This is a genomic window from Streptomyces sp. NPDC043726 (assembly GCF_056436565.1).
Window position 1 is genome coordinate 115143 of sequence record NZ_JBWKCI010000003.1, and the last position, 22508, is coordinate 137650.

14 protein-coding genes and 1 tRNA gene are annotated in these 22508 nt (G+C 71.6%); 1 reads left to right on the forward strand and 14 read right to left on the reverse strand.

Annotation, left to right across the window (positions count from 1 at the left end; genetic code table 11):
* Positions 1–45: 45 nt before the first annotated feature.
* The 3 genes from AC068Z_RS09505 to AC068Z_RS09515 all read right to left on the reverse strand — a co-directional run bounded on the left by AC068Z_RS09505 (position 46) and on the right by AC068Z_RS09515 (position 4521).
* Positions 46–1893, reverse strand: coding sequence for a carbamoyltransferase family protein (locus tag AC068Z_RS09505; RefSeq protein ID WP_478553966.1), 1848 nt, complete (start codon positions 1891–1893; stop codon positions 46–48).
* Positions 1894–4080, reverse strand: a complete 2187-nt coding sequence (locus AC068Z_RS09510; protein ID WP_478553968.1) for an iron-containing redox enzyme family protein — start codon at positions 4078–4080, stop codon at positions 1894–1896.
* Between the two features lie 222 nt (positions 4081–4302).
* On the reverse strand, positions 4303–4521 hold the full coding sequence (locus AC068Z_RS09515) for a hypothetical protein (protein WP_478553970.1): 219 nt from the start codon (positions 4519–4521) through the stop codon (positions 4303–4305).
* A 147-nt stretch (positions 4522–4668) separates the two neighbouring features.
* Here AC068Z_RS09515 and AC068Z_RS09520 point away from each other — a divergent pair, with 147 nt between their 5' ends.
* Complete coding sequence (locus tag AC068Z_RS09520; protein WP_478553972.1) at positions 4669–5643, forward strand: helix-turn-helix domain-containing protein; 975 nt, start codon at positions 4669–4671, stop codon at positions 5641–5643.
* Between the two features lie 146 nt (positions 5644–5789).
* On the opposite strand, the gene AC068Z_RS09525 is transcribed toward AC068Z_RS09520, so the two are convergent.
* From AC068Z_RS09525 to bldG, 11 genes are all read right to left on the reverse strand, one after another.
* Positions 5790–5863 (reverse strand) — tRNA-Thr (locus AC068Z_RS09525).
* Between the two features lie 107 nt (positions 5864–5970).
* Positions 5971–7593: an alpha/beta hydrolase gene (locus AC068Z_RS09530; protein WP_478553974.1), complete on the reverse strand. Its 1623-nt coding sequence runs from the start codon at positions 7591–7593 to the stop codon at positions 5971–5973.
* A 152-nt stretch (positions 7594–7745) separates the two neighbouring features.
* Entirely contained in the window at positions 7746–8951 is a 1206-nt protein-coding gene (locus tag AC068Z_RS09535) for a DNA polymerase III subunit delta' (RefSeq protein ID WP_478553976.1), read from the reverse strand.
* A gap of 169 nt (positions 8952–9120) precedes the next feature.
* Entirely contained in the window at positions 9121–12744 is a 3624-nt protein-coding gene (tmk, locus tag AC068Z_RS09540) for a dTMP kinase (RefSeq protein ID WP_478553978.1), read from the reverse strand.
* A 128-nt stretch (positions 12745–12872) separates the two neighbouring features.
* Positions 12873–15710, reverse strand: a complete 2838-nt coding sequence (topA, locus tag AC068Z_RS09545; RefSeq protein ID WP_478553980.1) for a type I DNA topoisomerase — start codon at positions 15708–15710, stop codon at positions 12873–12875.
* Between the two features lie 261 nt (positions 15711–15971).
* Entirely contained in the window at positions 15972–16169 is a 198-nt protein-coding gene (locus AC068Z_RS09550) for a hypothetical protein (RefSeq protein ID WP_478553982.1), read from the reverse strand.
* A 266-nt stretch (positions 16170–16435) separates the two neighbouring features.
* The gene (locus AC068Z_RS09555) at positions 16436–17962 is read right to left on the reverse strand and encodes a DUF7059 domain-containing protein (protein WP_478553984.1); all 1527 of its coding nucleotides are present in this window, start codon (positions 17960–17962) and stop codon (positions 16436–16438) included.
* A 46-nt stretch (positions 17963–18008) separates the two neighbouring features.
* Complete coding sequence (locus AC068Z_RS09560) at positions 18009–18599, reverse strand: small secreted protein (protein ID WP_478553986.1); 591 nt, start codon at positions 18597–18599, stop codon at positions 18009–18011.
* Positions 18600–18794: 195 nt separating this feature from the next.
* Positions 18795–21200, reverse strand: coding sequence for a sodium-translocating pyrophosphatase (locus tag AC068Z_RS09565; RefSeq protein ID WP_478553988.1), 2406 nt, complete (start codon positions 21198–21200; stop codon positions 18795–18797).
* Between the two features lie 316 nt (positions 21201–21516).
* A complete protein-coding gene (locus tag AC068Z_RS09570) occupies positions 21517–21954 on the reverse strand; it encodes an ATP-binding protein (RefSeq protein ID WP_478553990.1) in 438 nt (145 codons plus the stop codon).
* A gap of 194 nt (positions 21955–22148) precedes the next feature.
* A complete protein-coding gene (gene bldG / locus AC068Z_RS09575) occupies positions 22149–22490 on the reverse strand; it encodes an anti-sigma factor antagonist BldG (protein ID WP_003975386.1) in 342 nt (113 codons plus the stop codon).
* Between the last annotated feature and the right edge of the window lie 18 nt (positions 22491–22508).

Here is a 22508-nt window from a genome sequence, read left to right on the forward strand (position 1 = left end):
TCTGATGGGGCTGGCCGGGCGGCCTCGGAGGTGTGGCCGGCGGGCTCAGTCGAGCGGGACCAGTTCGCGCCAGTCGCCGGCCTCGACGAACTCCGGCTGGTCCGCCTTCCGAAGCAGGAACCGGCCGAGGACCAGGACGTCGATGCCGGTGCGCATGAAGCACTGGTACGCCTCCCGCGGCGTACGGACGATCGGTTCGCCGCGCACGTTGAACGAGGTGTTGACGAGGACGGAGCAGCCGGTCCGCTGCCTGAAGGCCCGCAGCAGCCGGGTGAACTCGGGGTTGCGGTCCTCGTCCACGCTCTGCACCCGCGCCGAGAGGTCCACGTGGGTGATGGCCGGCAGCTCCGAGCGCACCTCGTTGATGCTGCCGAGGTCCCGGCGCGGCTCGGCGTCGTCCGGCGTCACCGCGATGCTCTGCGCGATCTCGGAGACCATGAGCATGTACGGACTCTCCATCCGGAGGTCGAAGTACTTCTCCATGTCCTCCCGGAGCACGGCCGGCGCGAACGGCCGGAAGGACTCCCGGAACTTGATCTTGAGGTTCATGGTCTTCTGCATCTCGGCGTTGCGCGGATCGCCGAGGATGGACCGGGCGCCCAGGGCGCGTGGCCCGTACTCCATCCGGTCCTGGAACCAGCCGATGACGGCGCCCTCGGAGAGGTGCTCGGCGGTGGCCGCGTACACGCTCGCCGGGGACTCGGGGTCGTCGGCGAGTTCGGTGAACGGGTAGCCGTTCTCCGTGAGGAAGGCGCGGATCTCGTCGTCGGAGTAGCCCGGCCCGAGCAGCGAGCCGCTCATCCCGTCCCGGGCCGTGCCCAGGTGCGGCCGGCCCGAGACGGGCACCGCGGCGGTGAGGGCGGCGCCGAGAGCGCACCCCGCGTCCCCGGCGGCGGGCTGGACCCAGATGTCGTCGAACAGGCCGGTCCGGCTCAGCTTGCCGTTGGACACGCAGTTGAGCGCGACCCCGCCGGCCAGGCACAGCCGCCGTTCGCCGGTCAGCTCGGCCGCCCGCCGGGCGAGCCCCAGGACAGCCTCCTCGGTGACGAGCTGCACCGAGGCGGCCAGGTCGCACTCGCGCTGGGTCAGCGGACTCTCGGGTTCGCGGATCGGCCCGCCGAACAGCTCCTCGAAGGCCGCGCCGACCATGCGCCGGCCCCGCACGTACTCGAAGTACCGGGGATTGAGGGTGAAGGAGCCGTCCGGGCGCAGGTTGATCAGCTCGCGCCGGATCAGATCGGCGTAGCGCGGCTCGCCGTACGGCGCCAGGCCCATCAGCTTGTACTCGCCGGAGTCCACCTTGAAACCGCAGTAGTAGGTGAACGCGGAGTACAGCATGCCGAGCGAGTGCGGATAGGAGATCGAGTTGACCAGTTCGAGGGAGTTCCCGCGACCGTGCCAGATGGTCGTGGTCTGCCACTCGCCGACGCCGTCGATGGTGAGGACAGCGGCGCTGTCGAAGGGCGAGGGGTAGTACGCCGAGGCCGCGTGCGACTGGTGGTGACGGGAGGCGCGCGGCCTGGGCGGGACGCCCCGTCCCAGCGCCAGCAGCTCCTCCTCGACCCGGCCGAGCGCGTTCCGCTTCCACCGCAGCCACTCCGGGTACACCGCGGTGAAGGCACGCAGGCCCCCCGGACCCGCGCTGCGGAAGGAGGAGCGCACCCGCTCGTACTTGAGCTCGGGGTCTTCGTAGTAGACGACCTGGTCGAGGTCGCCCAGCGCGATCCCCGCGTGGTCGAGGCAGTAGCGGATCGCCTCCCGGGGGAACGCGGAGTCGTGCCGCACCCGGGTGAACCGCTCCTCCTGCGCGGCGGCGACGACGACTCCGTCCTTGACGAGGGCCGCGGCGCTGTCGTGGTAGTAGGCCGAGATTCCGAGGATGTACGAGGGCATCTAACCGATCACTTTCACTGCTGGGTGATGCATCAGGGGCTGAGCCGCCCGGACGTCCCGCGGTGTCCGGTCGGCTCCGGCCGGGATGAGCCGGCGCAGGGAACTGCGCAGCGCGGCCAGCGGTCCGTCGTCCTCGGACGGCACGGTGGCCAGGGAGGCGTAGCCGACGCGCACGCGCTCCCACTCGCCGCGGATCCGCTCGGGCTCGGTGGGCGCGATCCGGCGCAGGTGCGTGTCGATGGCCTCCGCCGCCCAGGCGGAGTGCCCGGTCGAGACGTTGTCGATGGTGTTGTGGATGTCGACGAAGCGGGTGCTGAAGCCGTAGTACTTCAGGAAACGGCGGGCGCTGCGGTAGCTGCCGCCCACCCCGGAGAGCTCCATGGCCAGGTTCAGGCCCAGGATCTCCGGCAGGAACGTGCGGGGCAGCTTGCCGATGCACAGCCAGTACACCGGCAGACGCAGCGACTCCTCGCGGACGCGCTCATCGTGGGCGAAGGCGCGGCTGCCGGTGGGCGGCAGCTCGACACCCATCTGCCGCAGCCCGTCCCGGTAGATCTTCGGGTGGTTGAGCGGCATCTGCCCGTTGCCCAGCTCGTCCCAGTAGATCTCGAAGAGCGGGAAGCCGATCCGCGAGGACGCCAGGTGGACGTCCGTGAAGCCCTGCAGCCACGAGCCGTCGATCAGGGTGAGCGGCGCGAGCTGGACGGTGGAGTCGATGACGTCCGCACGCGAGGGCAGCGCGTCCGGGTCGGTCTCGGAGAAGGCGAGGTCGTGCTGGTCGTGCTGGTCCAGCAGCCAGGGCCGCAGCCCGTCCTGGGGCCATTGGGCCGGCAGCGACCGGCCGTCCCGGTCCACCTCCGCGCGGCTGGCCCGCAGCCAGCGCTGTACGTAGTCCACCGCGTAGGCGCGGGTACGGGGGGACAGTGCCCTGCCCTGGAGCTGGAAGTACGCCTCGCGCAGCCCCATGGGCGCCGAGCCGGTCCCGGCGTCCTCCCCGGCCGTCGGACGAGGCGAGGGGGCGGGGTAGGCCGAAGCCTGGACGTCGTCCCCCGACCCGTCGCCGCGCTCGGCGGGAAGGCCGTCGATCCACCGGTGGATGATGGTGAGGTCCTGCGGGCTGAAGATACGGAACATGCGGCCCCGCGGTCCGATCAGACCCCGCACCAGGGGGCTGCGGGCGTGGTCGCCCGGCCGTACCAGAAGGCTGTCCGCCAGGGCCCGCACCAGCGGCAGCGGGGCGACCTGCGCCTCGCGCAGCCAGTCCGACAGCGCGCGTCCGTCGAGCTTGAACTCGTGGTGGTACACCGCCGCTTCACGGGCGCGCCGCTGGATGAGCTCGGCCATGGCCCGCTCGGGGTCCAGCGCCGCGGCGCAACGGTCCAGCAGCGCGGCGTTCCACCGCTCCAGCGCGGCCGCGAGCCAGGCGGCTCCGCGCACGATGCGCTCCTGCGCCCCGGGCACGGTGTCGGCGCACAGCTCGGCCACCTCGGCGCACTGGGCACGCGGGTCCGTCACGTCGGTACGTCCCGACGCGGTGCCGAGGTCCAGCCGCGACCAGTCGACGGCGGACTCGCGGTAGGGACGCAGCGCCGCGAGCGCCGGCAGCGGGCCGAGGGTGCGCCAGGCGAGGTCCGCGCCGATGAGTTCGAAGAAGTACGCGTCACTGCGCCGCGTCATCGCGAGCAGCACGGCGGGCAGCGCGAACATGTCGTCGTGGATGGCCGCGACGCTGGCCAGCTCCTCGGCCGGCAGCGAGTTCTCGTTGAGCAACTCCCGCTCCAGGAGCAGCCGGTACTCGTCGAACCGGGAGGCCCGGGGGCTGCCGACCCCGATGTCGTCGGCGAGCAGTGCCAGCGCCTGGAGCTGCAGGTCGTCCTCGAAGACCCCCGGGGCGCTCAGGCCCTGCAGACAGGCGCCGAGTACGGACGCCATCGGCAGCGCCTCGATCAGCAGACTGCGGATGACCTGCTCGAGGGCCTGTTCGCCCTCGTCCGCCGCCCGCGCCAGCTGAGCGGCGTGGGCGGCGTCCTCGCGGTGCCGGGTCACCCGGTCGAGGACCTGCTTCAGGGAGTCGGTGTCCCGCTGCCCCTGCCCCGCCCCGGCCACCTGCTCCATGAGGGCGTCCACGTGCGCCACCTCGAAGAGCGCCTCGGGCTCGATGGCCTCCTTGTAGAGGCTCCGCCACACGGACCTGTCCCCCCTCGTCCTTCTCCTGAGCGCTGTGCTTGTTCAGCGCATGGCGATTGCTCAGCGCATCGCTTGCTCAGCGCATCCGTTGCTCAGCGCCCGATGATTTTTTGTTCGGCGCATGACAAATAAGACCGGCTCGCCGCCCGGCACCCCGATGTGGCGTGCCGGATTCGGCCCCGCTCGTACGACGGCGGACCGGGCGGTGAACTCAGATCACGATCAGAGGGAGCCGGTCTCGCCTTGCGTCGCGGCAAAGTCCCCCTGCGCGGCCCGCGGGGTGACGATCCCCCACTGGGAGTCCCCCGCCAGGACGCTGCGCCCCCACTGGGAGTCCCCCGCGACGGCGGCCGGCCCGAAGTCGGCACCGGCTCCGGCGAGTCCGGCGATGGCGAGCGCCGCGAGGGCGCTCAGGGCGTAGCGGAGCCACACCTTGGACATGTCAACCTCTGCTTTCCGAAGGTCCATATCCGCAGCGGTACTGGCGGATCCCCTCTGGACCTCCAACAGCATGCAGGGCGGCTCCGACCTGTGGAAACGGCCTTTGGCAGCATGAACAGGCAATGCGCGAACCGGTAGGGGGGATATATGTGCACAGATGATGACACAGGCGATAAGGGGCCGGTCGAGATCTGCGAGGAAGGCCTCGCTTACTACTCCGATGCACTCGGCGGCTCCGCGGTCCCGGGGAACGCTCCCCGCTGCCTGCTGGACCTCGGTCTCATCAAGGAGTTGCCGGGCGGCAAGCTCACGCCCATCGCGCCCCGTACGGCGGGAGCGTCCCGGATGAGCCGCCTGGAGCGGAGCATCGCGGACCAGCAGCGGACGCTGGAGGCCGTCCGGGCCTCGCTGTCCCGGGCGGAGCGCGCCTATCTGGACAGCTACGGGCGGCAGAACTCCCCGCTGATCCGCGAGGTCCAGGGCGCCGAGGCCATCAGCGCCACCCTGTCGGCGTCCGTCCGGGCCTGCCGACGGGAACTGCTGACCGCCCAGCCGGGCGGCGGGCGCCCGCAGGAACTGCTGCAGAAGGCCCTGCCCGACGACCTCAGCGCCCTCGCGCGCGGGGTGGAGCAGAAGACCATCTACCAGCACACGATTCGTTCTCACGCGCCGACGCTCGCCTACGCGGAGGAGATCTGCCGGGCGGGCGGCGAGATCCGCACGGTGGACGAGGTCTTCGACCGGCTGATCATCTGCGACCGGCAGATCGCCTTCGTACCGGATCCCGAATCGGAGCGCGCGGACCTCGCCCTGGCCATCGAACATCCGGGAGTCGTCCGCTACCTGGTGGGCATCTTCCACCACATCTGGCAGCGGGCGGCGCCCATCCAGCCGAACACGCTCAGCCATCTGACCCCGACCGTGACGAACGACATCCGCCGCGCCGTGCTCCAGCTGATGATCGACGGCCACACGGACACGGTCATCGCGTCCCGGCTCGGCATGAGCGTCCGCAGCGTCACCAACCACATGCGCTGGGCCTCCGACCTCTTCGGCAGCCGCAGCCGCGCCCAACTCGCCTACCGCATAGGCCGTAGCGGCTTCTTCGACGACGCCGCGTAGGAAGCCACCCCGTGCGGGGCCGTCGGGCGGCAGCCAACGCCGACCTCGCTGCCACCGACGCCCCGCCGGACCGGCCCGCCTGCCGCTTCCCCCCGACCCAACGAAAAAAGACCAGGTCAGAGGAGATCTGACCTGGTCCTGAAAAGAGCCGCCTTCGGGATTCGAACCCGAGACCTACGCATTACGAGTGCGTTGCTCTGGCCATCTGAGCTAAGGCGGCGCACTGTCCGCACTATGGTGCGATCAGCAACGTCGGTAAGTCTACACAGTTTCCGGGGGTGCTCCGCACCAGGGCCGGAGGCACCCCCTCCGGGGCTGGTGGCAGGGCTATGAGCAGCGCTTCTTGTCCGTCGGCGGGGTCCCCCGCAGGAGGTACGCGTTGATCGTGCGGTCGACACAGTCGCTGCCCCGGCCGTACGCCGTGTGGCCGTCGCCCTCGTAGGTGAGGAGGCGGGCCGAGGAGAGCTGGGCGGCCAGGGAGCGGGCCCAGCGGTACGGGGTCGCCGGGTCGCGGGTGGTGCCGACCACCACGATCGGCGCCGCCCCCTTCGCCTCGATGCGGTGCGGTGCGCCCGTGGCGGCCACCGGCCAGTACGCGCAGTTCAGGGAGGCCCAGGAGAGGCCCTCGCCGAAGACGGGGGACGCCTTCTCGAAGGCGGGCAGCGCCGCCCCCACCTGCTCGGGGGTGTCGAAGGCGGCCGGAAGGTCCAGGCAGTTCACGGCGGCGTTGGCGAACATCAGGTTCGCGTAGCGGCCCTCGGCGTCCCGCTCGTAGTAGCTGTCCGCGAGGACCAGCAGCCCCGCGCCGTCGTTCTCCTTCATCGCCGAGGTCAGCGCCTCCCGCAGCTGTGCCCAGGCCGCCTCGTCGTACATCGCCGCGATCACGCCGATGGTGGCGAGGGACTCACCGAGCTTGCGGCCGTCCACGTCACCGGTGGGGATCGGCCGGCCGTCGAGCTTCCCGAAGAACGCCTTGAGGTTGGCGCCGACCCGGTCGGCCCTCGTGCCGAGCGGGCAGTCCGGCTGCTGGACGCAGTCCCGCGCGAACGCCCGGAACGCCGTCTCGAACCCCGCCGTCTGGTCGAGGTTCATCCGGCGGGCGGGCAGGGAGGGGTCCATCGCGCCGTCCAGCACCAGACGGCCGGCGCGCTTCGGGAAGAGTCCCGCGTACGTCGCCCCGAGGAAGGTGCCGTACGACGCCCCCACGTAGTTCAGCCGCTCGTCGCCCAGCACGGCACGCAGGATGTCCATGTCCCGGGCCGCCTCGACGGTGGACACATGGCGCAGCAGCTTCGGCGAGTGCGCGCCGCAGCCCTCGGCGAACTTCTGGTACGCCGCCACCAGTTCGGCCGTCTCCGCGGCGTCGTCGGGCGTGATGTCCGTCTGCGTGTACGTGTCCATGGCGGGCCCGTCCAGGCATTCCACGGGTTCACTGCGAGCGACGCCACGCGGGTCGAGCGCCACCATGTCGTAGCGGGCGCGGACCTCGGCGGGGTAGCCGATCCCGGCGTACGCCTGGAGGTAGCCGACCGCCGAACCCCCCGGTCCGCCCGGGTTGACCAGCAGTGATCCGATCCGCTTGCCCGGTCCGGTGGCCTTCTTGCGGGAGACGGCCAGCCGGACCTCGGCTCCCTCCGGCTCCGCGTAGTCGAGCGGGGCCCTCAGGGTGGCGCACTCGAAGCCGGGGACCCCGCAGTCGCGCCAGTTCAGCTTCTGCCCGTAGTACGGCGCGAGCGCGTCGGGCGTCGCCTGCGGCAGCGCGGCGAGTGCGGCCTCCGCGGCCGGGCTCGCGGAACTCGTCGAGCCGCCCGTGGAACACGCCGAGACCACCAGCGCGGCGACGGCGAGCAGGGCACCCGCCGCGCGGGCTCCGTGGGGACGAGGGCGGGCGTGGGGACGAGAGGACCGGGAGCCGGGTGTGCGGGTCGGGTGGGGGCGCCTGAGGTGCATCGGTCGAGCGTAACTCTGCGCAGCCGCTCGGATGCCCTCCGTGCAGGTCACGGCTCGTACGGATTACCTGGTCAACCTGTCGTTGATCGCGGGGTGGCGGACGCCGGTCGCTGGGCATTCCGAGGCCCTCTCCGCCCGCTCCCGGCCCGTTCTCAGCCCGCTCTCAACGCCATGGTCATCGCCTCCACCGCCAGCAGCGGCGCCACATTGCGGTCCAGGGCGTCCCGGCACGCGGCGATGGCCTCGATACGGCGCAGGGTGGACTCCGGGGTACCGCTGCGGGCGAGCCGGTCCAAGGCGTCCTGGGCGTCCTCGTTGGCCATGGCCACCCTGGAGCCGAGCTGGAGGGCGAGGACGTCCCGATAGAAGGCGGTGAGGTCGGTCAGGGCGAGGTCGAGGCTGTCGCGCTGCGTACGGGTGCGCCGTCGCTTCTGCTTGTCCTCCAGGTCCTTCATCACGCCCGCCGTGCCGCGCGGGAGCCGGCCGCCCTGGGCCGCGCCGAGGGCCGCCTTCAGCTCCTCGGTCTCCTTGCCGTCCATCTCCTCGGCGAGCTGCTTGGCGTCCTCGGCCGCCGCGTCGACGAGTTCCTGCGCGGCCTTGAGGCAGCCGCCGATGTCGTCGACGCGCAGCGGCAGCTTCAGCACGGAGGCCCGGCGCTCGCGGGCGGCGGGGTCCGTGGCCAGTCGGCGCGCGCGGTCGACGTGGCCCTGGGTGGCGCGGGCCGCGGCGGCGGCGACCGCGGGCTCGATGCCTTCCCGCCGTACGAGCATGTCGGCCACGGCGTCGACCGAGGGCGTGCGCAGGTTCAGGTGGCGGCAGCGGGAGCGGATCGTGGGCAGCACGTCCTCGATGGAGGGGGCGCAGAGCAGCCAGACCGTGCGGGGGGCGGGTTCCTCCACGGCCTTCAGGACGGCGTTGGCCGACTTCTCGTTCAGCCGCTCGGCGTCCTCGACGAGGATGACCTGCCAGCGGCCGTTCGCCGGCGAGGTGAACGACTTGCGGACGGTGTCCCGCATGTCGTCGGCCAGGATCTGGGTGCCCACGGCGGCGACGGTCGTGACGTCGGCATGGGTGCCGACGAGAGCCGTATGACAGCCGTCGCAGAAGCCGCAGCCGGGGGCTCCGCCGAGGGCTCGGTCGGGGCTGACGCACTGGAGCGCGGCGGCGAAGGCCCGGGCCGCCTGGGTCCGGCCGGCACCGGGGGGGCCGGTGAACAGCCAGGCGTGCGTCATCTTCGACGCCTCCGGCGGCGGGGAATCGGTGGCGGCGGCGGTGACCAGGGCGTCGGCGTCCCGGGCAGCGGCGGTGAGCTGCTCGCTCACCTTCTCCTGCCCCACCAGGTCGTCCCACACGGTCATGACACCCGCCGCCCTTCCGTCCACATGTCGCGGTACGCCCTCCATTGTGGGGGGCGGCACTGACAACGGCGGGCCGCTGCCACGTCGGTGCCCTTGCCGAGGCCGACACCAACGCCAAGCGGCGACCGGGTTACGGCCGCCGCTGCAACGGTCCTACGACGCGGTCGGCTCAGCGCCTCCCGCGCCCCCGCCCGTCGTCGTGCTCGTCGTCCCGCGGGCCCAGCAACTCGTCCGCCAGAGACGGGAGGTCGTCCAGCGGGGTCTCCTCGGCCCAGTCCGACCGAGGGCGCCGACGCCGGCGCGCCTCCGGCTCGTCGGCCTGCGGGTCGACCTGCGGCAGCTCGCGGGTGCGGTCGTCCGCTCCCTCCGGCCGTCGCTCACCCTCCGGCCGTCGCTCACCCTCCGGTCGTCGCTCACCCTCCGGTCGTCGCTCGTCGCGGAAGAAGCCCGGCGGCACCCGGTCCGCGGGATCCTCACCCCGTACGGGAGGCAGCACCGCTGTCTCGTCCGCGGCCCTCGGATCCACCTGAGGCAGAACCGTGGTCTCGTCGTCCCCGCCCGCAGCCGGACGCACCGGAGGCAGCACGGCCGTCTCATCCGCAGCCCTCTCCGCACGCACCGGAGGCAGCACGGCCGTCTCGTCGGCAGCCCCCTCCACACGCACCGGAGGCAGCACCGCGGTCTCATCCGGGGCACCCGTCACCGCGTCCCCGGCCCCCGGCACCTGACCAGCGGCTCCCGGCACCCGGTCTCCAGCCCCCGGCACCTGACCGGCGGCTCCTGGCCCAAGGCCCCCGACCCCCGGCACCTCACCGGCGGCTCGCGCCCCCGGGTCTCCAGCCCCCGGCGTCCGATCCGAGCCTCCCCGGTCCTGCCCCGAGGCTCCCCGGTCCTGCCCCGAGCCTCCCCGTTCCTGACCCGAGCCTCCCCGGTCCTGACCCCAAGCTCCCCGCCCCCGGTCCGCAGCCCCCCGCGCCCCACCAGGGCCGTCCCCCGGCTGCGGCAGTTCCGCCGTGACCTCGGAGTCGCCGCCCGCGGACCGCGCCCCCGCGCGCGGGAGCACCGCCGTGTCCTCCACCGGGCCGCCCGAGGCGTTCGTCGGGGTCACGACGGGTGTCGGGACAGTCGCCGCGTCCACACCGGCCGTGGGCGCCGCAGGAGCCGCGGGCTTCGGGCCCGCCTCCGCCGCGGCCGCCGCCTGCTCGGCGAGGCGCCGTGCCTCCTCGGCCCGCAGCAGGGCCTCCTCCGCCTTGCGCTGCTTCTCCAGGCGCCGCGCGTCGGCCTCGGCGCGCAGCCGGGCCTCCTCCTCGGCCTGCCTGCGCCGACGCTCCTCCTCCGCCTTGCGGCGGGCCTCTTCCTCGGCGCGGGCCTTCTCCTCGGCGAGGAGCCGCTGGCGTTCCTCCTCGGCACGGCGTGCGGCCTCCTCGGCGCGCAGCCGGGCCTCCTCCGCCTGCCGTTCGGCCTCGCGGCGCTGCGCCTCCTCCAGCTCGCGGCGCTTGCGCTCCTCCTCCTCGGCGCGCAGCCGGGCGAGCTGCTCCTGGCGCTCGCGCTCGAGGCGCTCTTCCTCGGCCTTGCGGGCGGCCTCGGCCTCCGCGCGCAGCCGGGCCTCCTCCTCGGCCTTGCGGCGCGCCTCCTCCCGGGCCTGGATCTCGGCCTCGGACAGCGGCAGCAGCTGGTCGAGCCGGTGCCGTACGACGGTGGTGACGGCCTCGGGCTCCTGGACCGCGTCCACGACGAGGTAGCGCCCGGGGTCGGCGGCGGCCAGCGTGAGGAAACCGGAGCGCACGCGCGCGTGGAACTCCGCGGGCTCCGACTCCAGCCGGTCCGGCGCCTCGGTGAAGCGCTCGCGGGCGGTCTCCGGGTCGACGTCGAGCAGGACCGTCAGATGCGGCACCAGGCCGTCCGTGGCCCAGCGGTTGATCCGGGCGATCTCCGTCGGCGACAGGTCACGGCCCGCCCCCTGGTAGGCCACCGAGGAGTCGATGTACCGGTCGGAGATCACGACCGCGCCGCGCTCCAGGGCGGGCCGGACGACGGTGTCCACGTGCTCCGCGCGGTCGGCGGCGTACAACAGCGCCTCCGCGCGGTGCGAGAGCCCGGCGCTGGAGACGTCCAGCAGGATCGACCGCAGCCGCTTGCCCACCGGCGTCGCACCCGGCTCGCGGGTGAGGACGACCTCGTGTCCCTTGCCCCTGATCCACTCGGCGAGCGCCTCGGCCTGGGTGGACTTCCCGGCGCCGTCGCCGCCCTCCAGGGCGATGAAGAAACCGGTGCCGGCGGGCGCCGGCTCGGGGTCGTCGCCGCCGAGCAGCGCGTCGCGCAGGTCGTGCCGCAGCGGCACTCCGGACCGGTCGTCGACCTTGGCCAGTACCAGCGCGGCCACCGGCAGCAGCAGCGCGCCGACCAGCATCAGCGTGAAGGCCGCACCGCCGTGCGCGAACACGAACCGGCCGCTCTCCAGCCGGTGCGGGCCGATCGCGGCGGCCACCACGGGCGCGACGAGCACACCGAGCGCCACGAACACCCGTACGACCGCGTGCAGATGCTCGGTCGTGCGCGGGCGGCGGAAGTCCTCGGTCTCCTGGTCCAGCAGCGTGTGACCGGTGTTGGCGGCCACGCCCGCGAACACGCCCGCGAGGGCGAGCACCAGCAGGACGGTGGTGACGTCCGGGACGAGCCCGGCGACCAGCAGCGCGACGCCGGTGAACGCGATGGCCAGCGCCAGCAGACGGCGCCTCGACAGCGACACCAGCACCTTGGGCGCCGTACGGATGCCGACGACGACTCCGCCGGTCAGCGCGAGCACCATCAGGCCGTACAGCACCGGGCCGCCGCCGAGGTCCTTGGCGTGCAGCACCGAGACGGCGACCGAGGCCGACACCGCGCCCGCGACGGCCGCGCAGGCCGGCACCAGCAGCGGGATCGCGCCGGTACGGCCCTTGTCGACACCGGTGCCCGTCTTGGGCCGGCGCAGCCCCTCCAGCGGGGAACGCGCGCGTGGGGTGCGGGTGTCGGGGAGTTCCAGGAAGGTCACCACGGACAGCGACGCGGCGAACAGACCGGCCGCCACGTACGAGGCGAGCGCCGCCCGGTGCTCGCCGAACCAGTCGATCCCGGTGCCCAGCAGGTTGTTGAACAGGGCCGCGGTGACCAGCGCGGCGGCCGCGAGGGGCACCGCCAGGAAGCTGGTGCGCAGCGACAGGCGGCGCAGCGCGTCCATGTGGTCCGGCAGGGGGCGTACCGTCGCGCCCTCCGGGGGCGGGCCCGGCAGCAGGGCGGGCGCCGCGCTCTCCCGGCACACGGTCCAGAAGCGCTCGGCGACTCCGGTCACGAAGACGGTCACCAGCAGGACGGCCAGGGCGTTGTCCGGCGTCCAGTCGATCCACAGCGGCGCGACGATGAGCAGCGCGGCGCGCAGCCCGTCCGCGCCGACCATGGTCCAGCGCCGGTCGAGCGGACCGTCCTGGGAGGTCAACGAGGTGAGCGGGCCGAGGAGTACGGCGCCGAAGAGCAGCGTGGCGAGGACGCGGGCCCCGAAGACGGTCGCCACTGCGAACGCCACGCCCCGGTACCCACCGCCGAACGAGCCCTCGGAGATGGCCGCCTGGAGTGCGAGGAGGACCAGCACGAGGAGGGCGAGGACATCCCCCACCCCGCTCACGAGCTGTGCGCTCCACAACCGCCTGAGCTGCGGTCGGCGCAGCAGCGAACGGACCGCGCGTTCGCGGGAGTCCGCCGCCAGGGCTTCGTCGGGGGCCGGGTGGGGGGCCGTCGGCTGCTCGGCTCGCGTCATGCTTTCAGCCTATCGGGAGCCACCGACAGCCCGTGGCTGCCGTCCGAACAGACGCCCGCCCCGACACCAAAGAGTGATGCCGGGGCGTTCGTTTCGCGAAGCGGAACCGGGGTCCCGCCGCTTCGGGCTCAGTCCTCCGCGGCCGACTTCGACGCCGAGGTCTTCTTCGCGGCGGCGGTCTTGGCGGCGGCCGTCTTCTTCGCGGTCGTCGTCTTCTTCGCCGCGGTCTTCTTCGCGGCCGTCGCCTTCTTGGCCGGAGCCTTCTTGGCGGCGGTCTTCTTGGTCGTGGCCTTCTTCGCCGTCTTCTTGGCGGGAGCCTTGGCACGCTTCTCGGCGAGCAGTTCGTAGCCGCGCTCGGGGGTGATGTCCTCGACGCTGTCGCCGGAGCGCAGGGTCGCGTTGGTCTCCCCGTCGGTGACGTAAGGCCCGAAACGGCCGTCCTTGACCACCACCGGCTTCTCGCTGACCGGGTCGGTGCCCAGCTCCTTCAGCGGCGGCTTGGCGGCGGCCCGGCCGCGCTGCTTGGGCTGGGAGTAGATCTCCAGCGCCTCTTCGAGGGTGATCGTGAAGAGCTGGTCCTCGGTCTGGAGCGACCGGGAGTCCGTGCCCTTCTTCAGGTACGGCCCGTATCGGCCGTTCTGCGCGGTGATCTCCTGGCCCTCGGCGTCGGCGCCGACCACGCGCGGGAGCGACATCAGCTTCAGGGCGTCGTCGAGCGTCACCGTGTCCAGCGACATCGACTTGAACAGCGAGGCCGTCCGCGGCTTCACGGCGTTCTTGCCGGTCTTCGGGGTGCCCTCGGGCAGGATCTCGGTGACGTAGGGGCCGTAGCGGCCGTCCTTGGCGACGATCTGGTTGCCGCTGACCGGGTCGGTGCCCAGCTCGAAGTCACCGCTCGGCTTGGCGAGCAGTTCCTCCGCCAGCTCCACGGACAGCTCGTCCGGCGCGAGGTCGGTCGGGATGTCCGCGCGCTGGTGCTGCTCGGTGTCCTTCTCGCCGCGCTCGATGTAGGGGCCGTAGCGGCCGACCCGCAGCACGATGTCGTTGCCCACCGGGAACGAGGACACCTCGCGGGCGTCGATCGCGCCGAGGTCGGTCACCAGCTCCTTGAGGCCGCCGAGGTGGTCCCCGTCGCCGTTGCCGGCGTCGGCCGCGCCGCCCGCGCCCGTGCCCTCGCCGAAGTAGAACCGCTTCAGCCACGGCACGGACTGCGCCTCGCCGCGGGCGATGCGGTCGAGGTCGTCCTCCATCTTGGCGGTGAAGTCGTAGTCGACGAGCCGCCCGAAGTGCTTCTCCAGCAGGTTGACCACGGCGAAGGACAGGAAGGACGGCACGAGGGCCGTGCCCTTCTTGAAGACGTAGCCGCGGTCGAGGATCGTGCCGATGATCGAGGCGTACGTCGACGGGCGGCCGATCTCGCGCTCTTCGAGCTCCTTGACCAGGCTGGCCTCGGTGTAGCGGGCCGGGGGCTTGGTGGCGTGCCCGTCGACCGTGATCTCCTCGGCGCTGAGCGCGTCGCCCTCGCTGACCTGGGGCAGCCGGCGCTCGCGGTCGTCCAGTTCGGCGTTCGGGTCGTCGGCGCCCTCGACGTAGGCCTTGAGGAAGCCGTGGAAGGTGATCGTCTTGCCGGAGGCGCTGAACTCGACGTCCCGGCCGTCGGCGGCGGTGCCGCCGATCTTCACGGTGACGCTGTTGCCGGTCGCGTCCTTCATCTGGGAGGCGACGGTCCGCTTCCAGATCAGCTCGTAGAGCCGGAACTGGTCGCCGGTCAGGCCGGTCTCGGCAGGCGTGCGGAAACGATCACCCGAGGGGCGGATCGCCTCGTGCGCCTCCTGCGCGTTCTTGACCTTCCCGGCGTAGGTGCGCGGGGCGGGGGGCAGGTAGTCGGCGCCGTACAGCTGCGTGACCTGGGCGCGGGCCGCGGCGACCGCGGTCTCGCTCAGGGTCGTGGAGTCCGTACGCATATAGGTGATGAAGCCGTTCTCGTACAGCTTCTGCGCGATCTGCATCGTCGCCTTGGCGCCGAAGCCGAGCTTCCTCGAGGCTTCCTGCTGCAGCGTCGTCGTACGGAAGGGGGCGTACGGCGAGCGGCGGTACGGCTTGGACTCGACGGAGCGGACGGCGAACCGCGTCTGCTCCAGGGCGGCGGCCAGGGCGCGGGCGTTCGCCTCGTCGAGGTGGAGGGTGTTCGCGCTCTTGAGCTGTCCCAGGGAGTCGAAGTCGCGGCCCTGCGCGACCCGCCTGCCGTCGACGGTCTGGAGGCGGGCGACCAGCGACGACGGGTCCGACGGATCTCCCGCGCGGCCGGTCGAGAAGGTGCCCGTCAGGTCCCAGTACTCAGCGGAACGAAACGCGATGCGCTCGCGTTCCCGCTCGACGACGAGCCGGGTGGCGACGGACTGGACGCGGCCCGCCGACAGCCGCGGCATGACCTTCTTCCACAGGACCGGCGAGACCTCGTAGCCGTAGAGGCGGTCGAGGATGCGGCGGGTCTCCTGGGCGTCGACCAGCTTCTGGTTGAGCTCGCGCGGGTTGGCCACGGCGGCCTGGATCGCGGCCTTGGTGATCTCGTGGAAGACCATCCGCTTGACCGGGACCTTGGGCTTGAGCACCTCCTGGAGGTGCCACGCGATGGCCTCGCCCTCGCGGTCCTCATCGGTGGCGAGGAAGAGCTCGTCGGAGTCCTTCAGCAGGTCCTTGAGCTTCTTGACCTGGGCCCGCTTGTCCGCGTTGACCACATAGATCGGCTCGAAGTCGTGTTCTACGTCCACACCGAGTCGGCGAACCTCGCCGGTGTACTTCTCCGGCACCTCCGCGGCGCCGTTGGGGAGGTCGCGGATGTGCCCGACGCTCGCCTCGACAACGTATCCGGGGCCGAGATAGCCCTTGATCGTCTTCGCCTTGGCAGGCGACTCGACGATGACGAGTCGGCGGCCGCCCTTCGCGGTCTCGCTGGTCGGGGACAACTTCGCTCTTCTCTCCGGTCGACGCTGGGTGGCCTCCCCAGGCCTTGCTCTCCCGGGGTCGGGTACTGGTGACGCTGCGGAGTGTGACGGTACATCCCGCCCCCGTGTCAAACGGGAAAAGCCCGCAACGGCCACTCGAACGGTAACCCGACTACCGCCATTCCTGCCGCCCGGAGTGCCGACCGGCCTTTTCGAGCCTTTCCGGACGATCACGTACCGGTGATCGGAGTCCCAGCTCCGGCGCGGTGCGCGCCGCGCTTCTCACAGGCGGGTGAAGCACCACGCGGCGAGGACGAGCGCGATCACGGCGGCGAGGCTCGCGAGGGTCGCCGATGCGACGGGGTTCACACCGTGGGCGACCGGTTCCCGGTGCCGCACCCGGGCCGCCGTCCAGATCAGGAGCCCGGCTCCGAACAGGGCGAACACCAGTCCCGCGAAGATCGCCGGTCCGCTCTCCATGGCGCTTTCCGCCCCTTTTCTCCGCTCCGCGCGTGCCTCAGCCCCGCGAGGCTGTCACGCGCGGACGGCGGCCAGGAGAACCCCGGGTGAACGCGCGGCCGACGCGGCTGTGGACCGCGCTGGGCGGCCCGGACGGGCATCGCGGTCCGTCACGGCCGAGCAGCCCGCCGGCGCCTTCCCAGCGTCGCCGTGCGCCGCCCGCCGCCCGCCCGGGACCCGGCACCGAGGTCGGCTCGAATCCGCCGTCCCCGACCACTCCCGAGACCTCACGCGGGCTCCAGGAACCCCTGCTCCACCAGCAGCCGGATCTGCGCGGGCGTACGGTCGCGCAGCAGTACGGGGTCCTCGCCCACCAGTTGGGCGATGGCGTCCAGGATGCGGCCCGCGCTGAGCGTGCCGTCGCACACGCCCGCGAACCCGGCGCCGACCGTGTCCACCTTGGTGGCCCGGCGCATCCCGCGGTTCTGGCGCAGCACCACGTGTTCGGGGTCCTCGGCGCCGGGCAGCCCGACCTGTTCCTGGACGATCTCGGCGACGAGCCGGAAGTGCCCTTCGAGCAGGGCGGCGTCATCGTGCTCGCGCAGATAGTCGAGGCGGTCGAAGTGCGCCCGTACGGTGTCGCCGAGCGGCTGCTCGACCGGGTGCGGCCACTCCTCGACGGTGACGGACGGCACGGCGGAGCCCGTCCTGCGCAGCGTGATCCAGCCGAAGCCGACGGCCTTGACCTTCCGCGCCTCGAACTCGTCCAGCCAGGCGTCGTAGCGCGCCTGGTACTCGGCGGGGTCGCCGCGGTGGTCCCCGGCGTCCCGCAGCCACAGCTCGGCGTACTGCGTGACGTCCTGCACCTCGCGCTGGACGATCCACGCGTCGCACCCGCGCGGCACCCATGACCTCAGTCTGTCCTGCCAGTCCTCCCCCGCGACGTGCTGCCAGTTGGCGAGGAACTGCGCGAACCCGCCGTCGTTCAGCCGTTCCCCCGCCCCTTGAACGAGCGAGCGGCACAGATCGTCCCCGCCCATCCCGCCGTCCCGATAAGTCAGCCGGGCACCCGGCGAGATCACGAAGGGCGGGTTCGACACGATCAGGTCGTACGTCTCGTCCTGCCTGAGGGGCTCGAACAGCGAGCCCTCGCGCAGATCGGCGGCGGGCGCGCCGGACAGCGCGAGCGTCAGCGCGGTGATGTGCAGCGCGCGCGGGTTGAGATCGGTCGCCGTCACACGGGTGGCGTGCTGGGCGGCGTGCAGGGCCTGGATCCCGGAGCCGGTGCCGAGGTCGAGGGCGGCGGAGACGGGCGTACGGACGGTGATGCCGGCGAGCGTCGTGGAGGCGCCGCCGACCCCGAGGACGACGCCCTCGTCGGTGCTGCCGATGCCTCCGGCGCCGCCGACCGCGCAGCCCAGGTCGGACACGATGAACCAGTCCTCGCCGGCCGGCCCGCCGTACGGCCGTACGTCCACGGTCGCGGCGAGTTCGTCCTCGCCGGCCCGCACCAGCCACCCGGTCTCCAGGCAGGCCTCGACGGGCAGCACACCGGCCACGCGCGCGTGGGGCACCGGCTGCTGCAGGAGGAACAGCCGTACGAGGGTCTCCAGCGGCGTGTCCCCGCGGGTCGCGCGGAGTGCGGGGACGGTCTCGCTGCGGGCGAGCGCGGCATACGCGGGCGCGCCCAGCAGGTCGAGCAGGCCGTCGGCGGTGAAGGAGGCCCCCAGCAGGGCGTCCCGCAGTCGTGCGGCGACTTCGGGACGGCCGGAGGCGGGGGCGGCGGGCAGAGCGGGCAGCCTGGAGGTACTCACGCCCCCATTGTGACCCGCGCTACCGGCTCGCCGCGGCCGCTCGGCCTCAGCCCGCCGCCGCCGTCGCGGCCCCGGACGCCGACTTGCAGCTGGACTGCGTGGCCATGGCCTGGCCGACCTCGCCCTCCTCCAGCGTCTTGAGCGCGTTGCTGCCGCTGGTGCTGAGCTTGTTCAGCTCGGTGGCGATGTCCTTCAGACCGTCGGCGAACTTGGCCTGGTCCTTGGTGTCGAGGTCGTCGACCTGCTTCTTCAGGGAGGCGTACGAGGCGGAGATGCTGTTGAGCTCCTTGACCGCGTCCGTCTGCTTCTTCTCGCCGTTCTCCACGTCCGGCGCCCCCGCCTTGTCCACGGCCGCCCCGATCGCCTTGTAGGCGTCGGACATGTCCTGGAAGGCCTGCGAGTCGGTCTTCTGGACCTCCTCCGGCGTGCTGTTGTCCGAGGTCTCCTTCTGGATCGCGGCGTTGGCGGACTCGATCTTCTTCGCCTGCGGCTGTACGGCGTCGCAGACCTGCTTGGCCCAGGCATCCAGCTTGTCGTTGCCGTCGTCGCTGCTGCATCCCGACAGCGCCAGTACCAGTACCGCACCGCCGGACAGTGCGGCCACGAGCTTCTTGTTCACCGGATTGGTCCCTTCCATGGCTCTCGGCCCCGGAACATACACGCCGGAAGGTGTGCAACCGCATGCCTGACGTCCGGTATGCGGAACTTTATGGGTATTTATCCCGAGCGAGAGAAGGCTCACGGCCAGGGGCGCGCGCATGCGAAGGGCGGGCGTCCGACGTGTCAACACACGCCGTCCGCCCGCCCTTTGAGCCGGGTTGTGCGAAGGGATCTACGAAACCACCGCCGGATCAGGCGACTTGGCCGCCCGGTCGGCGTTTCCCTCCTCCCCCATCGAGATCCCACGCCGCTTGGAGATGTACACCGCACCGGCGATCACCAGGAACGACAGCACCGCGATCAGCACCCGGGCGCCGATGTTCTTGTCGTCGCCGTACGAGAAATCGATCACCGCGGGCGCGATCAGCAGTGCCACCAGGTTCATCACCTTCAGCAGCGGGTTGATCGCGGGACCGGCGGTGTCCTTGAAGGGGTCGCCGACCGTGTCGCCGATCACCGTGGCGGCGTGGGCCTCACTGCCCTTGCCGCCGTGGTGGCCGTCCTCCACGAGTTTCTTGGCGTTGTCCCAGGCACCGCCGGAATTGGCGAGGAAGACCGCCATCAGCGTGCCCGCGCCGATCGCGCCCGCCAGGAAGGCGCCGAGGGCGCCGACGCCGAGGGTGAAGCCGACGAAGATCGGCGCCATCACGGCGAGCAGACCGGGGGTGGCCAGCTCCCTGAGCGCGTCCCTCGTACAGATGTCGACGACCTTGCCGTACTCCGGCGTCTCGCTGTAGTCCATGATCCCGGGCTTCTCCCGGAACTGCCGCCGCACCTCGTAGACCACCGAACCGGCCGACCGCGACACGGCGTTGATGGCGAGTCCGGAGAAGAGGAAGACGACCGCCGCGCCGGCGATGAGGCCGACGAGGTTGTTGGGCTGCGAGATGTCCATGACCAGGTTCATCGGAGCGTCCGCACCGCTGAACTTCTCCCCCACGTCGCGCGCGCCCGTCTCGATCGCGTCGCGGTACGAGCCGAAGAGCGCCGCCGCCGCGAGGACCGCGGTGGCGATGGCGATGCCCTTGGTGATGGCCTTGGTGGTGTTGCCGACCGCGTCGAGGTTGGTGAGCACCTGGGCGCCCGCGCCCTCGACGTCGCCGGACATCTCCGCGATGCCCTGGGCGTTGTCGGAGACCGGTCCGAAGGTGTCCATGGCGACGATCACGCCGACCGTGGTGAGCAGACCGGTGCCGGCCAGCGCCACCGCGAACAGCGCCAGCATGATCGACGTACCGCCGAGCAGGAAGGCGCCGTAGACGCCCAGGCCGATCAACAGGGCGGTGTAGACAGCCGATTCGAGACCGATCGAGATGCCGGCGAGGACCACGGTGGCGGGACCCGTGAGGGACGTCTTGCCGATGTCCTGCACCGGGCGGCGGTTGGTCTCGGTGAAGTAGCCGGTCAGCTGCTGGATCACAGCGGCCAGCAGGATGCCGATCGCCACGGCGACCAGCGCGAGGATCCGCGGGTCACCGTTCTTGCCCTGGATCGCGGCGTCGGTGACGCCCTCCAGGTCGGCGTACGACGAGGGCAGGTAGACGAAGACCGCGATGGCCACCAGGGCCAGCGAGATCACCGCGGAGATGAAGAAGCCGCGGTTGATCGCCGTCATGCCGCTGCGGTCGCTGCGGCGCGGGGCCACGGCGAAGATGCCGATCATGGCCGTGAGCACGCCGATCGCGGGCACCAGCAGCGGGAAGGCGAGGCCCGCGTCGCCGAAGGCCGCCTTGCCGAGGATGAGCGCGGCGACCAGGGTCACCGCGTACGACTCGAACAGGTCGGCCGCCATGCCCGCGCAGTCGCCGACGTTGTCGCCCACATTGTCGGCGATGGTCGCGGCATTGCGCGGGTCGTCCTCCGGAATGCCCTGCTCGACCTTGCCGACCAGGTCGGCGCCGACGTCGGCGGCCTTGGTGAAGATGCCGCCGCCGACACGCATGAACATGGCGATGAGAGCGGCTCCGAGACCGAAGCCCTCCAGCACCTTCGGCGCGTCGGCCGCGTACACCAGCACCACACAGGAGGCGCCCAGCAGACCGAGCCCCACCGTGAACATGCCGACGACGCCGCCCGTGCGGAAAGCGATCTTCATGGCTTTGTGCGAGACGGCGGTGAGATCCTTTTCCGGCTCACCCTCCGCCGGGGTCGCTTCCCTGGCCGCGGCGGCGACGCGCACATTGCTGCGCACGGCGAGCCACATGCCGATATAACCGGTGGCCGCCGAGAACGCGGCGCCGATCAAGAAGAACACCGATCGGCCGGCGCGCTGATTCCAGTCGTCCGCGGGCAGCAGCATGAGCAGGAAGAACACGATCACGGCGAATACGCCGAGCGTGCGAAGCTGCCGGGCCAGATAGGCGTTGGCGCCTTCCTGGACCGCCGCCGCGATCTTCTTCATGCTGTCGGTGCCCTCGCCCGCCGCGAGCACCTGGCGTACCAGGACCCCCGCGACCACCAGCGCCGCCAGGGCGACGACGCCGATGACGATCACCAGGGCACGGTTGCCGTCCGTCAGGACTGCGGCTGCGAAGGTTGTGGAGTGATCCAACTGATGAGGGGTAGAAAGCCCCGCCATTCGTCCTCCTTGACGCTTGGGCTGAGCTCAAGATGTGGACGGATTGTAGGTACCGGAACCTGATCAAAACAGTGCGCGGTAAACGGAATTGGTCTTCACGTGCTCTTCAGCAAATGATCGCCGGTCACCCACCGAACCCGAAAGGGGTAATGCCTCAAAGCCATTGACGGCACGATTGGCCCAGGCGAGAACTTGATCGAATTATCGGGCTATTGATCGTGAAGGAATTCACGAATTACGCCGATGGGGTGGCCGGACATGCCGAAGGGCCCCACCGCGGTGGTGCCCTTCGGGTGATCTCGCTGCTGAGCCGCGCTCAGGGAAGCTCGGCGACGGCAGGGGTCGTCGGCCAGGTCATACGGATCAGGCCGCCGTGTTCCCCGGCGGAGACCTCGACGTCGTCGACCAGACCGCTGATGACCGCGAGGCCCATCTCGTCCTCCTCGGCCTCCGCGTCGGCGTCCCCGCCCGCGGCGCCCGGCGCCCGGTCCCCCGGGGCGGAGCGCGGCGCCTCGTCACCGACCTCGATGGAGAACTGCTTCTCCTCCTCGATCAGTACGACCTTCACCGGCGCCGTGACCCCGCCGAGCTGATGCAGTCCGACGGCACGGGTGCACGCCTCGCCGACCGCGAGCCGCACCTCGTCCAGGACGGCCTCGTCCACTCCGGCCCTGCGTGCCACCGCTGCCGCGACCAGACGTGCGGTCCTGACGTGCTCGGGCAGCGCGCTGAAGCGGAGTTCAACGGTGGCCATGCATCCCCCTCGCAACTACGGGCGTGCTGTCCGGAGGGCCGGGCTGCCGAAAGCCCGGTCCCCCTTCTTTGAACTTCTTCCGTCCCGGGCGCGCCATGGGGCATGCCCGGGTCCGGCGATCAGTCGGTGACCGCTTCTGCCGGCCGATGACCAGCTTTCGCGATCGGTGACCGGCTTCGGTCGGTGACCGCTGATCAGTCGGTGGCCGCCACCGCTTCCTCGACCGAGGTGTGGATCGGGAACACCTTGGTGAGGCCGGTGATGCGGAAGATCTTGAGAATGCGCTCCTGGTTGCAGACCAGGCGCAGCGAGCCCTCATGGGCACGCACCCGCTTCAGGCCGCCGACCAGCACGCCGAGCCCGGTGGAGTCGAGGAAGTCCACGCCCTCCATGTCGACGACGAGGTGGAAACTCCCGTCGTTCACCAGCTCGACCAGCTGCTCGCGCAACTTGGGCGCGGTATATACGTCGATTTCTCCACCGACCTCGACGACCGTACGATCGCCGACGGTACGGGTCGACAGGGACAGGTCCACGGATCCTCCAGCACCTTG